Annotated in this window: 14 protein-coding genes and 1 pseudogene; 5 read left to right on the top strand and 10 right to left on the bottom strand. The window is 74.6% G+C overall.

The features are described 5' to 3' along the window. Positions 1–26: 26 nt before the first annotated feature. The 9 genes from BLS82_RS13160 to BLS82_RS13120 all read right to left on the bottom strand — a co-directional run bounded on the left by BLS82_RS13160 (position 27) and on the right by BLS82_RS13120 (position 8903). A complete protein-coding gene (locus BLS82_RS13160; RefSeq protein ID WP_092866635.1) occupies positions 27–1103 on the bottom strand; it encodes a CPBP family intramembrane glutamic endopeptidase in 1077 nt (358 codons plus the stop codon). Beyond that, positions 1100–2593 (bottom strand): glutamate--tRNA ligase, encoded by a 1494-nt coding sequence (gene gltX / locus BLS82_RS13155; RefSeq protein ID WP_092867052.1) that lies wholly within the window; start codon positions 2591–2593, stop codon positions 1100–1102. Before gltX ends, BLS82_RS13160 begins: the two co-directional genes overlap by 4 nt. Positions 2594–2637: 44 nt before the next feature. Beyond that, positions 2638–3414, bottom strand: coding sequence for a fumarylacetoacetate hydrolase family protein (locus tag BLS82_RS13150; RefSeq protein WP_092866632.1), 777 nt, complete (start codon positions 3412–3414; stop codon positions 2638–2640). A 36-nt stretch (positions 3415–3450) separates the two neighbouring features. Then, positions 3451–3765, bottom strand: coding sequence for a hypothetical protein (locus tag BLS82_RS13145; protein WP_143028863.1), 315 nt, complete (start codon positions 3763–3765; stop codon positions 3451–3453). Between the two features lie 607 nt (positions 3766–4372). Next, entirely contained in the window at positions 4373–4750 is a 378-nt protein-coding gene (locus BLS82_RS13140; protein WP_092866626.1) for a type II toxin-antitoxin system VapC family toxin, read from the bottom strand. Continuing rightward, positions 4747–4998 (bottom strand): type II toxin-antitoxin system Phd/YefM family antitoxin, encoded by a 252-nt coding sequence (locus BLS82_RS13135; RefSeq protein WP_369811083.1) that lies wholly within the window; start codon positions 4996–4998, stop codon positions 4747–4749. Before BLS82_RS13135 ends, BLS82_RS13140 begins: the two co-directional genes overlap by 4 nt. A gap of 95 nt (positions 4999–5093) precedes the next feature. Further along, complete coding sequence (gene cimA, locus BLS82_RS13130; protein WP_092866623.1) at positions 5094–6695, bottom strand: citramalate synthase; 1602 nt, start codon at positions 6693–6695, stop codon at positions 5094–5096. A 28-nt stretch (positions 6696–6723) separates the two neighbouring features. Then, positions 6724–7818 carry a branched-chain amino acid aminotransferase gene (locus BLS82_RS13125; RefSeq protein WP_092866620.1) on the bottom strand — a complete coding sequence of 365 codons (1095 nt, stop codon included), beginning with the start codon at positions 7816–7818 and terminating at the stop codon, positions 6724–6726. 26 nt (positions 7819–7844) lie between these two features. After that, a complete protein-coding gene (locus tag BLS82_RS13120) occupies positions 7845–8903 on the bottom strand; it encodes a 3-isopropylmalate dehydrogenase (RefSeq protein ID WP_092866617.1) in 1059 nt (352 codons plus the stop codon). Positions 8904–8965: 62 nt separating this feature from the next. On the opposite strand from BLS82_RS13120, the gene BLS82_RS13115 reads away from it, so the two are divergent. The 4 genes from BLS82_RS13115 to BLS82_RS13100 all read left to right on the top strand — a co-directional run bounded on the left by BLS82_RS13115 (position 8966) and on the right by BLS82_RS13100 (position 12725). Next, positions 8966–9277 carry an antibiotic biosynthesis monooxygenase family protein gene (locus BLS82_RS13115; protein ID WP_092866614.1) on the top strand — a complete coding sequence of 104 codons (312 nt, stop codon included), beginning with the start codon at positions 8966–8968 and terminating at the stop codon, positions 9275–9277. Positions 9278–9318: 41 nt separating this feature from the next. Further along, complete coding sequence (locus tag BLS82_RS13110) at positions 9319–10746, top strand: DUF2252 domain-containing protein (protein ID WP_092866611.1); 1428 nt, start codon at positions 9319–9321, stop codon at positions 10744–10746. Between the two features lie 105 nt (positions 10747–10851). Continuing rightward, positions 10852–12270: an APC family permease gene (locus BLS82_RS13105; RefSeq protein ID WP_092866608.1), complete on the top strand. Its 1419-nt coding sequence runs from the start codon at positions 10852–10854 to the stop codon at positions 12268–12270. A gap of 2 nt (positions 12271–12272) precedes the next feature. Then, positions 12273–12725 (top strand): universal stress protein, encoded by a 453-nt coding sequence (locus BLS82_RS13100; protein WP_092866605.1) that lies wholly within the window; start codon positions 12273–12275, stop codon positions 12723–12725. A gap of 228 nt (positions 12726–12953) precedes the next feature. Here BLS82_RS13100 and BLS82_RS13095 read toward each other — a convergent pair whose 3' ends face one another. Beyond that, positions 12954–13364, bottom strand: a complete 411-nt coding sequence (locus BLS82_RS13095; RefSeq protein WP_092866603.1) for a DUF2256 and DUF3253 domain-containing protein — start codon at positions 13362–13364, stop codon at positions 12954–12956. A gap of 67 nt (positions 13365–13431) precedes the next feature. Here BLS82_RS13095 and BLS82_RS16820 point away from each other — a divergent pair. Next, a pseudogene (locus tag BLS82_RS16820) lies at positions 13432–13848 on the top strand (VOC family protein); the annotation flags it as partial. Positions 13849–13855: the final 7 nt, after the last annotated feature.

Here is a 13855-nt window from a genome sequence, read left to right as displayed (position 1 = left end):
CCCCGCGGCCGCGCCGACAGGAGACTCTACCCGAGCCCGCAGGGCCCGACGACCGCCGGGGAGGGGTGTGCCGGCTCCCCGCCCAGCACCGGGGCGGGCGGGACGAAGAGCCGCTCGACGCGGCGCCACCGGGCGAGCAGCAGGAGCAGCAGCCCGGTCCCAGCGAGCAGAGCGACGTCCCAGACCACGGCCGCCAGCGGCGCCTCCGTGACCTGCAGCGCCGCCTCCAGCTCGCCCGCGAGGATAGTGGGGACGAAGACGGCGACGTTGTTCACGGCGTGCAGCGCGATGGCGGCCTCGAGGCCGCCGGTGCGCCACACGAGGTAGGACGCGAGGACGCCGAAGGCGAAGCGGTCGAGGAACAGCCACGGGTTCTGGCCGCCGTGGGCGGCGGCGAAGAGCAGCGCGGAGACGGCGCCGGCCACCACGGCCCCCACGGCGGCGCGCGCGAACAGCGAGCCGACGGCCTGGGAGAGCCAGCCGCGGAAGAGGTACTCCTCCCCCGCCGCCTGGAACGGGGTGGTCAGCAGGACCACGAGCAGCAGCGGGACGAGGTCGTCGACCTGCGCGGGCCGCCAGCCCTCGGCGATCATGAACCCGCCCTGCACGAGCGCGAAGACCGCGGTCGTGGCGGCCGCCGCGAGGGCCAGCCAGCGCCACCGCAGCCCGCCCCGCACGGAGGAGACCCAGCGCGGGCGCCACAGGTGCCCGGCCTGCACGGCGAGGAACGACAGCGGGATGAGGGCGGCGAGCGAGAGGTTGGTCAGCAGCAGGGACGGCCAGGAGGCGAGGAACGCCGCGCTCGCGAACTCCGGGGACCCGGGGTCGATCCCCCGGGCCAGCGCCGCCGCGACCAGGGCGATCGCCGTCGCCACGAGGACGACGGCGATCCCCGCCACCACGACGGCGAGGCCCACCAGCGGGCGCCACCAGCGGTGGCGCGGCCCCCGCAGCAGCTGCGGGTGGGGTCGCGGCTGCCACGCCTCGCGCGGGGACGGGGGCGGCGCGGGCCAGGCCTGCGCGGGCCGGACCTGGGAGCTCCAGGCCTGCGCGGGCTCGGCCTGCGCGGGCCGTCCCGGCGCCGGGGGGTGCGGGTGCGTCACCCGTCCAGCGTCGCACGCAGGGCGGAGAGCCGGCGCAGGCTGGAGTCCCGGCCCAGCAGCTCCATCGACTCGAACAGCGGCGGCGAGACGCGCCGTCCGGTGACCGCCGCGCGCAGCGGGCCGAAGGCGAACTTCGGCTTGACGCCCAGCCCGTCCACCACGGCCGCGCGCAGCGCGGCCTCGATCCCGGCGGCCGACCAGTCCTGCAGGCCGGGCAGGACCGCGAGCGCGGCGTCCAGCACCTGCGCCGCCTCCGGGCGCAGGGAGGCGCGGGCGTCCTCCTCCACCACCAGGGCGTCGTCGGGCACGAGGAGGAAGCCGAGCATCCCGGGCGCCTCCCCGAGCAGGGTCATGCGCTCCTGCACGAGGGGGACCGCGGCGTCCAGCAGCGCCAGCTGCTCGGCGCCGGGGTGCTCGGGCAGCAGCCCGGCGGACCGCAGGTGCGGGAGGAGGCGGTCGCGCAGGTCCTCGGGCGCCAGCATCCGCACGTGCGCGCCGTTGATGGCCTCGGCCTTGCGCAGGTCGAAGCGGGAGGGGCTGGGGACGACGTCCGCGACGTCGAAGGCGGCCACGAGCTCGGCGGGGGTGAACACGTCGCGGTCGGGGCCGATCGACCACCCCAGCAGCGCCAGGTAGTTCAGCAGGCCCTCGGGCAGGAACCCGCGCTGGCGGTGCAGGAACAGGTTCGACTCGGGGTCGCGCTTGGACAGCTTGCGGTTGCCCTCCCCCATCACGTACGGCAGGTGGCCGAAGCGGGGCACCGTCGAGGTGACGCCGATCGCGACGAGCGCCTGGTAGAGGGCGACCTGGCGCGGCGTGGAGGCGAGCAGGTCCTCCCCGCGCAGCACGTGCGTGATGCCCATGAGGGCGTCGTCGACGGGGTTGGTCAGGGTGTACAGCGGCGCCCCGTCGGCGCGCGCGACGACGAAGTCGGGAACGCTGCCGGCCGGGAACGTGATGGTGCCCCGCACCAGGTCCTCGACGACGACGTCGGAGTCGGGCATCCGCACGCGCCAGACCGGCGAGCGGCCCTGCGCCCGCAGCGCCTCCGCCTGCTCGGGCGACGTGTCGCGGTCGGCGTTGTCGTAGCCGAGCTTGGGGTCCAGCCCGGCCCGCGTGCGGCGCGCCTCGACCTCCTCGTGGGTGGAGAAGGACTCGTAGACGCGCCCGGCCTGCGCGAGGCGGTGCAGGACGTCGGCGTAGACCGGGCCGCGCTGGGACTGCCGGTACGGCGCGTGCGGGCCGCCGACCTCCACGCCCTCGTCCCAGTCGAGGCCGAGCCAGCGCAGCGCGTCCAGCAGCTGCGCGTAGGACTCCTCGCTGTCGCGGGCGGCGTCGGTGTCCTCGATCCGGAAGACCAGCGTGCCCCCGGTGCGCCGGGCGTAGGCCCAGTTGAACAGCGCCGTGCGCACCAGCCCCACGTGCGGGACGCCGGTGGGGGACGGGCAGAAGCGCACCCGCACGGGCCGGTCCCCGGCGCTGGCGGGCAGCCCGGCCGGGGCCGTGCCCGTCGCGCCCGTGGTGCTGGCCGCGCTCACCGGCGCACCACCGGGTTCGCCAGGACGCCGACGCCCTCGACCTCGACCTCCACGCGCTGCCCCTCGGCCAGCGGCCCCACGCCGGCGGGGGTGCCGGTGAGGATCACGTCGCCGGGCAGCAGCGTGAAGGCGGCGCTGACGGCGGCCACGAGGTCCGGGACGTCGAAGACCATGTCGGCGGTGGTGCCGTCCTGCACCGTGCGCCCGTCGAGGCGGGTGGTGACGCGCAGGTCCGCCACGTCGAGGTCCGGCACGATCCACGGCCCCAGCGGGCAGGAGGTGTCGAAGCCCTTGGCCCGCGCCCACTGCCCGTCGCTGCGCTGCCAGTCGCGGGCGGTGACGTCGTTGGCGCACGTGTAGCCGAGGACGACCTCGCGGGCGCGCTCGCGCGGCACGTCCTTGCACACGCGGCCGATGACGACGGCCAGCTCGCCCTCGTAGTGCACCTCCTGCGAGCCCTCGGGCAGGACCACGGGGTCGCCCGGGCCGACGACCGCGGTGTTGGGGGTGAGGAAGACCAGCGGTCGCTGCGGCACGTCGTTGCCCAGCTCCTCGGCGTGCTCGGCGTAGTTGCGGCCGATCCCGACGACCTTGCTGCGGGGGATCACGGGGGCGAGCAGGCGGGCGTCGGCGAGCGGGACCCGCTCGCCCGTGGGCTGCAGCGGCGCGTAGAGGGGGTCCCCGACGACGACGTGCAGGACCTCCTCCCCCGCCTCGCCCTCGACCAGCCCGAAGCGGGGGTCCTCGCCCGTCGTGAACCTCGCGATGCGCACACTGCGAGCCTAGTGAGAGGTGCGGGCCAGGGACGACTAGCCTGCGCCGAGGACGCCGGAGGCGCGCACCAGGCCCGTGAGCACGGTGAGCAGCAGAGCCAGCAGGGCGATGGCCGGTCCCGCGAGACCGGCCACGATCGCGGGCGTCAGCCAGGACCACCTCATCACCTGCGCTGGCTCGACGAGGCGCGTGCCTCCGGCGAGCAGCGCGAAGAGCCAGTAGTACAGCGCGGCGTAGAGGATAGCAAGGACGACGGCCCGCAATGTGATCGCACTGAAGAATGGCGGCCCCGACGGATACGTGCGCCACTGCGTGAAGGACAGGCTGAAGCCGACGACCAAGACGATCACGAACAGGGGAGTGGTTCCCAAAAGGCGGTCCTTCGTGAAGGCCACCGCGGGCCGGCGCGCCACCAGGTACGTCGAACACGCGTTGAGGCCGACCCTGGCCCACCCACCGTGCTCGACGGTCAGGCGGCCGCGACGCCAGGGCCCCAGCACCCAAGCCGAAACTCCACGTCGTCGCTCCACGAGCGTGCCCGAGACTCGGCCCGGGAGCGTGCGGCCTCCTGCAGGAGGCGGGGAGTCTGCGGGTACGACTGATGCGAAGCTCCAACTCACGTCGATCCTGGTGACCTGCTCCGGATCTGCGAGAAGGGCGAGCTGACCGACCTCCACCGAACGGAGTTCACCGTGCTTCCAGGTGACCAACACATCCTCTGCTTGGTCACACTCGAGGTGGGTGGCCAACAGCCGCAGCGCTCGAGTGAGTTCTGCGCCGGTGAAGCTGTTGCGCGGAAGGAGTCTCGTCAGTCGGTCCGCAGAGCCAACCAAGGGCGGGGGGCGTGAAGGCGACGCGGCAGGCACCTGTTCAGGATGTCAGCCCGTGTTCGGAGAGACGCGTGAACGCCCGATCCGGGCAGGAAGGACCGCTCAGCGGCTGGACGGGAGCGGCGCGTCAACCGGCGTGGACGAGAGATACCTCGTACGCCGCGAAGCGCCGGTCAGCACTGACGATCGTCAGGTGCTCGGCCCGGGCTTGGGCGATGAGCAGTCGGTCGAACGGGTCACGGTGGTGCACGGGTAGGTCAGCCACACCGAGGCCGTGGCCGGACGTGAGGGCGAGGGTGCGCAGACCGCTGCGCGCCACGTGGTCTTGCAGGTCGTCCGGTACCGACAGCTTACCGATCGCGACTTTGACGCCGATCTGGGCGAACGACACGACGCTGAACAGCAGCTCGGTGGCCTGCTCGATCGCCTCCCGCGCCGCTCCGGACAACGCCCGGCTCCCCTCCAGCTGCCAGAGCACCACATGCGTGTCCAGGAGCACCCTCATGCGGGCCCGTCGAACATCTCGTCGAGCTCCGCGTCGTCGAACTCGAAGTCGTCGGGGATCGTGATCCTCCCGCTGAGCGCGCCCCGCATCGCGAGGAACCGCGCTCCAGGAGCACTCGATGGTTCGACGGGCACGAGCCTCACCACGGGGACGCCGCTGCGAGCGATCTCCACGTCCTCCCCTGCTTCGGCGCGTGCGATCAGCTTCGACAGGTCCGTCTTCGCCTGGCCGACGTCGACGATCACCATGCCAGTGTAGCGACCTTGGCCAACCATGGCCAACACCCATGCCGCTCCGGTACCCTGCAGGCGGCCTCACAAGGTCCTTTCGGCCCTGTCGAGCCTCAGCGCGGCTGGACGCCCGCGCGCAGCAGGCCGTAGCCCAGGCTGTCGACGAGCGCCTGCCAGGAGGCCTCGACGAGGTTGGGCGCCACCCCGACCGTCGTCCACGTGGACTGGCCGTCGGTGGTGTCGATGAGCACGCGCGTGGTCGCGTCGGTGCCCTGGTCGGCGTCGAGGATGCGCACCCGGAAGTCGGTCAGCTCCAGCTCCGCCAGCTCGGGGTAGATCGGCAGCAGCGCCTGGCGCAGCGCGGCGTCCAGGGCGTTGACGGGGCCGTTGCCCTCCCCGGTGCAGACCACCCGCGCCCCGCCGGCCACGAGCTTGACCGTCGCCTCCGAGGTGGGCCCGCTGCCGCGGCCGTGCTCGGTGAGGGCGCGCCAGCTCTCCACCTCGAACCAGGAGGGCCGGGCACCCTCCAGCTCCTCGCGCAGCAGCAGCTCGAAGGAGGCGTCGGCGGCCTCGAAGGTCCAGCCCTGCTGCTCCAGCTCCTTGACGCGGGCGGTGGTGCGGGCCAGCACGTCGTCGCGGCCGGCCAGGTCGACGCCCAGCTCGCGGCCCTTGAGCTCGATGCTGGCGCGCCCGGCCATGTCGGAGACGAGCATGCGCATGTCGTTGCCGACGGCCGTGGGGTCGGTGTGCTGGTACAGGTCGGGGTCGACGCGGATCGCGGAGGCGTGCAGGCCCGCCTTGTGCGCGAAGGCGCTGGCCCCGACGTAGGGCGCCCGGGCGTAGGGCGCGACGTTGGTGATCTCGCTGATCTGGTGCGCGACGCGCGTGGCCTCCCGCAGGTGCCGGCGGTCGAGCACGGGCTGGTCGAGCTTGAGCACCAGGTCGGCGACGACCGTGACGAGGTCGGCGTTGCCGGTGCGCTCGCCGTAGCCGTTGACGCACCCCTGCACGTGGCTGGCGCCCGCCTGCACCGCGGCGAGGCTGTTCGCGACGGCGCAGCCGCTGTCGTTGTGGGCGTGGATGCCGAGGCGGGCCCCGGTGGCGGCCAGGACGTCGGCGACGGCCGCGGAGACCTGGTGCGGGAGCATCCCGCCGTTGGTGTCGCACAGGACGACGACCTCGGCGCCGGCGCCGGCGGCCGCCAGGACGACCTCGCGGGCGTACGCCGGGTCGGCGCGGTGGCCGTCGAAGAAGTGCTCGGCGTCGACGAAGACCCGCCGGCCCTCGGCGACGAGGAGGGCGACCGTGTCGGTGACCATGGCGAGGTTCTCGGCGCACGTGGTGCGCAGGGCCAGCTCCACGTGCCGCGAGTGGCTCTTCGCCACGAGGGTGACCACGGGCGTGGCGGCGTCGAGCAGGGCGCGCACCTGCGGGTCGTCGGCGGCGCGGACACCGGGGCGCCGGGTGGCGCCGAAGGCGGCCAGCTGGGCGGAGCGCCAGGTCAGCTCCGCGGCGGCGCGCGCGAAGAACTCGGTGTCCTTCGGGTTCGCCCCGGGCCAGCCGCCCTCGACGAAGTGCACGCCGAGCTCGTCGAGGTGGCGGGCGATGGCCAGCTTGTCCGCGACCGACAGCGACAGGCCCTCCTGCTGGGCGCCGTCGCGCAGGGTGGTGTCGTAGACGTGGACCGCCGGGTCCCCGGGGGCGGGCGCGCTCATCTCGTCCTGCTCTCGCGCGGTGCTCGCCTCAGAGGAGGCGGTGCATCCAGCCGTGGCGGTCCTGCGCGCGGCCGTGCTGGACGTCGAGCAGGGCCGCGCGGATCCGCTCGGTGACCTCGCCGGCCTCGGCGCCGCCGCGCGGGACGACCTCCTCCTCGCCGTCCACGAGGCGCCCGATCGGGGTGACGACGGCCGCGGTGCCGCACGCGAAGACCTCGGTGATCTCCCCGGAGGCGGCGCCGTCCTTCCACTCCTGCACCGAGACGCGGCGCTCGACCGGGCGCAGGCCCACCTCGCCCGCCAGCTGCAGGATCGCGTCGCGCGTGACGCCCTCGAGGATGGTGCCGGTCAGCGCGGGCGTGACGAGGGTGCCGTCGGCGTGGACGAAGTAGACGTTCATGCCGCCCAGCTCCTCCACCCACGTGCGCTCGGCGGCGTCGAGGAAGCACACCTGCTCGCAGCCGTGCTCGGCGGCCTGCTGCTGGGGGAGCAGGCTGGCCGCGTAGTTGCCGCCGGTCTTGGCCGCGCCGAGGCCGCCCGGGGCCGCGCGCGCGTGGTCGCGCGAGAGCCAGATCGAGACCGGCTTCAGCCCGCCGGTGAAGTACGAGCCCGCCGGGGAGGCGATGACGAGGTAGTCCACGCGCGCGGCGGCCCGCACGCCGAGGAAGGCCTCGGAGGCGAACATGAAGGGGCGCAGGTACAGGCTCGTCTCCCCGCCGCTGGGCACCCACGCGGCGTCCGCCTCGACGAGGGCGTGCAGGGAGGCGAGGAAGTCGGCCTCGGACAGCTCGGGCAGGGCCAGGCGCCGCGCCGAGCGCGCGAGGCGGGCGGCGTTGGCCCGGGGGCGGAAGGACCAGACCGACCCGTCCTCCCAGCGGTAGGCCTTCAGGCCCTCGAAGACCTCCTGCGCGTAGTGCAGGACGGCGGCGCTCGGGTCCAGCTGCAGGGGGCCGTAGGCCTCCACCCGGGCGTCGTGCCAGCCGTCCTCCGCCGTCCAGGTGGCGCGCACCATGTGGTCGGTGAAGTGCCGGCCGAAGCCGGGCGCCGCGAGCACCCGCGCCCGCTCCTCGGCGGGCAGCGGGGCCGGGTTGGCCCGGTGCTCGAAGACCAGCGGGGCGCTCATGCGCGGAACCGTAGCCGACCGGGGCGTCAGGCCAGGCGCGAGGCGATGGCGTCCCCGACCTCGCCGGTGCGGCGGCGCGCGCCGCCGCGCTCGGCCAGGTCGGCGGCGACGGCGGCCTCCACGCGCCGGGCCGCGGCGCTCAGGCCCACGTGCTCCAGCAGCAGCGCCACGGAGAGCACGGTGGCGGTGGGGTCGGCGACGCCCTGCCCGGCGATGTCGGGGGCCGAGCCGTGCACCGGCTCGAACATGCTCGGCGCGGTGCGGTCGGGGTTGATGCTGCCGGAGGCCGCGAGCCCGATGCCCCCGCACACGGCGGCGGCCAGGTCGGTGACGATGTCGCCGAAGAGGTTGTCGGTGACGACCACGTCGAAGCGCGCCGGGTCCGTGACCAGGAAGATCGTCGCGGCGTCCACGTGCAGGTAGTCGACGGTCACGTCCGGGTGCTCGGCGCCCACCGCCTCCACGGTGCGCCGCCACAGGTGCCCGGCGTGGGTGAGGACGTTGTGCTTGTGCACCAGGGTGAGCTTCCTGCGCGGGCGCGCGGCGGCGCGGGCGAAGGCGTCGCGGACGACGCGCTCGACGCCGAAGGCGGTGTTGAGGCTGACCTCGGTGGCGATCTCGTGGGGCGTGCCGGTGCGGATCGACCCGCCGTTGCCGGTGTAGGGGCCCTCGGTGCCCTCGCGCACGACGACGAAGTCGACGTCGCCGGGGTCGGCCAGCGGCGAGCGCACGCCCGGGTAGAGGCGGCCGGGGCGCAGGTTGACGTAGTGGTCGAGCTCGAAGCGCAGCCGCAGCAGCAGGCCGCGCTCGAGGACGCCGCTCGGCACGCCCGGGTCCCCGATCGCGCCGAGCAGGATCGCGTCGCAGGCGCGCACCTCCTCCAGCACGCCGTCCGGCAGGGTCTCGCCGGTGGCGCGCCAGCGGCGCGCGCCGAGGTCGTAGTCGGTGGTCTCCACGCGGGTGCCCTCCGGCGCCGTCGCGGCCGCGAGCACCTTCAGGCCCTCCGCCACCACCTCCGGTCCGATCCCGTCCCCCGCCACGACGGCGAGGCGCAGGGCGTCGGGGGCACTGGCGGGGGTCGTCATGGGCGGCGAGCCTAGCCAGGGCGGGGCGGGCGGGGGCCGGCGGTGCGTGCCAGGCTGGCGCGATGGCCGTCGTGAAGATCAACGCCATCGACGTCCCGCCCGGCGGCGGCGAGGAGCTGGAGCGGCGCTTCGCCGCCCGGCTCGGCGCCGTCGAGGGGACGCCGGGGTTCCTGGGCTTCGAGCTGCTGCGCCCGGTGGCGGGCGAGTCCCGCTACTTCGTCTACACCCGGTGGGAGTCGGACGAGGCGTTCCGGGCGTGGTCGGGCGGCGGGGCCCGCGAGGCCCACGCCGGGGAGCGGGCGCGCCCGGTCGCCACCGGCGCGAGCCTGCTGGAGTTCGAGGTCGTCCACCAGGCCGGCCCGACCGCGTCGTAGCCCGGCGCGCGCGGCGCTCCGCCCGTGGGAGCGTGTGCGCCGTGACCAGCACCTCCGGCCCGGCCCGGGGCCACGTCGTCCTGCCGCAGGCCGACCCCAGCGCCTACGGCTCGCTGCGCGAGCGCCCCGTGCCCCGCGCGCAGCGGTACGCGCTCGGCAAGGCGCTGCGGGAGCGGGTGCCGCGCGCCTCCCTGGCGCGCTGGGAGCCGCCGGCCGACCGGCGCGACGTCGTGGCCCAGGTGCGCGCAGCGCACGAGGGCCGCCTGGAGCGGCTGGTGCCGGTGCGGGTGGGGCGCATGGCGGCCTCCCCGTACGGGTTCCTGCGCGGCGCCGCCGGCGTCATGGCCGAGGACTCCTCCTCCCTGTCCGCCACCGGCATCACGCCCGTCATCTGCGGCGACGCGCACGTGGGCAACATCGGCTTCTACGGCTCCCCCTCGCGCGACCTCGTGCTCGACCTCAACGACTTCGACGAGGCCCACCCGGGGCCCTGGGAGTGGGACCTGCGCCGGCTCGCGGCCAGCATCTGGGTCGCCGGCCGGGGCGCCTCGATGGGCGAGGACGCGTGCGAGGCGGCGACGGCGTCCGCGGTGGGGGCCTACCGCCGCCACCTGCGGGACCTGTCCGCCCGGCCGCTGCTGGAGCGCTCCTTCGAGGGCCTGGACCTGGACCGCCTGACCGCCACCGCCTCCGACCCGGGCCTGCGCCGGGAGATCGAGCGCTCGGCCGCCCGCGCCCAGCGGCGCACGAGCGACCGGGCGCTCCCCCGCTTCACCGAGCGGCGCGACGGCGCGCGCCGCATCGTCGAGGAACCCCCGCTGATCACCCGCCCCGAGCCGGACGACGCCGACCTGCTCGCCGACGCCCTCGACGACTACCTGCGCACCCTGTCGCCGCACTGGGCCCGCGTGCTCGGCGGGTACACGCTCGTGGACGTCGCCCACAAGGTCGTCGGCGTGGGCAGCGTGGGCCTGCGCGCCTACGTGGCGCTGCTGGAGGGCAGCAGCGAGGACGACGTCGTCTTCCTCCAGCTCAAGCAGGCGCGGCGCTCGGTGGTCGCGCCGTTCGTGCACGGCGACTCCGCCTGGCACGCCCACCAGGGCCAGCGGGTGGTGGAGTACCAGCAGGACCTGCAGACCGCCTCCGACCCGCTGCTGGGCTGGACGAGCGTCGGGGAGCGCCAGTACTACGTGCGCCAGTTCCGGAACATGAAGGGCAGCGTCGTCCTCGACGGCATCGACGCCGCGGCCCTGGCCGACTACGCCGGCATCTGCGGGCGCCTGCTCGCCAAGGGCCACGCGCGCACCTCCGGAGCGTCCATGATCGCCGGGTACCTCGGCCGCTCCGAGGCCGCCGACGCGGCCCTGTGCGCCTTCGCGCGCGCCTACGCCGACCAGACCGAGCGCGACCACGCCGCCCTCGTCGCGGCCGTCGCCCGCGGCGAGCTGCCCGTCGAGCACGGGGTCTGAGCCGGGTCCGAGGCGGGGTCCGAGGCCGGGTCCGGAGCCGGGCTCGTCCACACCTGTCACACCTCTGCAGCGGCGCGGGCGCCCCGAGAGGAGTAGGAAGGGGCCGTGGCCACTGCCGAGGACACCGGACGCGCCGACCCGCCCGAGCTCAAGCGGTCGATCACCGGCCGCCTGCTGTTCTTCTACGTGCTGGGCGACGTGCTCGGCTCGGGCATCTACGTGCTCATCGGCCTCGTCGCCGGGGCCGTGGGCGGGGCCTTCTGGATCGCGTTCGCCGTGGGGGTGGCGGTCGCGGCGATCACCGGGCTCGCGTACGCGGAGCTGGTGACGAAGTACCCGCAGGCCGCCGGGGCCTCCCTCTACGTCAACAAGGCGTTCCGCAACCCCGTGCTGACGTTCTTCATCACCATCTGCACGCTGTCGGCCCTCTTCGCCGCCTCCGGCTCCCTGGCCAGCGGCTTCGCCCGCTACTTCGGGTCCGTCTTCGAGCTGCCGCCCCCGCTGCTGGTCACGCTGGTCTTCGTCACGCTCCTGACGATCGTCAACTACATCGGCATCACCGAGTCGGTCATCGCCAACATGGTCATGACGTTCGTCGAGGTCACCGGCCTGGCGATCGTCCTGCTCATCGGCATCGTCCACGTGGCCCGCGGCGACGCGGACTTCGGCGTCCTGACGCAGTTCAACACCGGCGACCAGAACACGATCTTCGCGATCATCGCCGGCGTCGCCCTCTCCTTCTTCGCCATGACGGGCTTCGAGAACGCCGCCAACGTCGCCGAGGAGACCGTCGACCCGGCGCGGACGTTCCCGCGGGCGCTGGTCGGGGGCATGCTCGCGGCGGGCGCCATCTACGTCCTCGTCGCCATGACCGCCGCCCTGGTCGTGCCGGTGGACGTCCTCGCGGGCGCGGACGCGGCCCTGCTGGAGGTCGTGCGCGCCGGCGTCCTCCCGGTGCCGGTCGGCATCATGATCATCGTCTTCTCGCTCATCGCCATGGTCGCGATCACCAACACCACCCTGGTCTCGCTCGTGGCGCAGTCGCGCATCCTCTACGGCATGGGGCGCGTGGACGTCGTCCCGCGCGTCTTCGCCCGCGTGCACCCCACGCGCCGCAGCCCGACCGCCGCGCTGGCGTTCGGCCTCCTCGTCGTGGCCGGGCTGCTGGTCATCGGCTCGGTCATCAACGCCGCCAGCGGTGAGGACGTCGTCGGCCGCCTGGCCACCGTGACCGTGGTCTTCCTCGTGTTCATCTATGCGCTGGTGATCGTCTCCGCGCTGAAGCTGCGCGGGCAGGACGAGGGCCCGGACACGTTCCGCGCCAGCACGCCCCTGCTCTACCTCGGGATCCTCGGCAACGCGGTGCTGCTCGTCTACATCGTCGTCGACGACCCCGCGGCGCTGCTGTGGGTGGCCGGGCTGCTCGCCGTGGGCCTGGTGCTCTTCCTGGTCCAGTACTTCAGCCGCGGGCGGCGCCCCGGGCGCATCGACCGCGACCCGACCACCGCGGCCGAGGAGCTGTGAGCGTGCACGTCGTCATCGCCACCGACGGCTCGCACGCCTCGCTGGAGGCCGCCCGCCAGCTGAAGTCCTTCGCCGGACCCGAGAAGATCGACGACGTCACCGTCGTCGCGGTGGTCAGCCCGCTGGCCGCCGTGCCCTTCATCAACGAGCTGAGGCCGCCGGACCAGGCGGTGCAGGACCCCACGAGCCTGAGCTTCCGCGAGGAGGCCGAGGTCGCCACCCGGGTCGTCGGTGGCGAGTTCGAGGAGTGGGGCGCGAGCGTGCACCGGCAGGTGCGCAGCGGCTCCGCGGCCGCCGAGATCGTGCGGGCGGCCGAGGAGCTGTCGGCCGACCTCATCGTCGTGGCCAGCGGCAGCGCCGGGCTGACCCAGACCGTGCTGCTCGGGTCCACCGCCCAGCGCGTGCAGCACTCCGCCCCCTGCCCCGTGCTCGTCTGGCGCCCGAAGGCGCAGTAGCGCCCCCTCCGTCCCCACCGCCACGGGGACCGGTGCGCGGTCCTGGGCCCGGGCGCGGGAACCCGCTGGCGTGGCGCCCCCTCGGAGGGGAGCGCCATGGACACCGTCCTGTGGGTGCCGATCGGTCTGGTCCTGCTGCTCGCGGTCGTCGGGGTGTGGGCCGCGCTCCACTACGGCGAGGTCAGGCGGAAGCGGTAGGCGCTCGGCCGCCGGTGGTGCGGCGGCGGGTCAGGCGCGGGCGCTCCACCCCGCAGGCCGGCGCACCCGCACCGGCCCGCGGGCGGTGCTCGGGTCCACCACCGCGCCGCGCTGGGTGATCTCGGCGCGCCCGGCGGCGACCATCCGCCGTGCCGCGGCCCGCGCCGGCTCCATCAGCTCGCGCCAGCCCTCGCCGCCCACGGCGCGCGCGGCCTCGCTCGGGCACGCCGACGACGTGACCGCGCGCGCGTCGAGCAGCGCCTCCAGCGCGGACTCCAGCTCGGCGTCCACCGACCGCGCCCGCGCGCTGCCGGCCCGGCGGCGGCAGGCGGCGGAGCAGTACCGGACGGCGTCCCAGTCGCGCTCCCACCTCTTGCGCCACGTGATCGTGCGGCCGCAGACGGCGCAGTCCTTGGTCGGCAGGCTCACGGCACCGATCATCCAGCACCGATGATTCCGCGTCGCCGCGGCGGTCTGCACCCTCACACCCACTGGAGGAGGAACCGCCGTGTCCGTCGCTCTCAACCCCTACCTCAGCTTCCGCGACGACGCCCGGCAGGCGATGGAGTTCTACCGGTCCGTCTTCGGCGGGGAGCTGGTGGTGTCGACGTTCGGCGACTTCCACGCCAGCGAGGACCCGACCGAGCAGGACAAGATCATGCACAGCCAGCTCGACGCCGGCGACGGCCTGGTCTTCATGGGCGCCGACACCCCGAACAGCACGGAGCACACCGGCCAGAAGGGGGTCTCGATCTCGCTGTCGGGCGACAGCGCGGACGACGCGCCCCGGCTGCGCGGCTACTGGGACGGGCTGTCCGAGGGCGGCGCGGTGCACGTGCCGCTGGAGGCGGCGCCCTGGGGGGACGTCTTCGGTCTGCTCACCGACCGCTTCGGCACCACCTGGATGGTCAACATCCCCGCCGAGGTCCCCG

The sequence above is a fragment of the Quadrisphaera sp. DSM 44207 genome (assembly GCF_900101335.1).
GTDB lineage: Bacteria > Actinomycetota > Actinomycetes > Actinomycetales > Quadrisphaeraceae > DSM-44207.
This window is presented reverse-complemented; position numbering and strand designations above follow the sequence as displayed.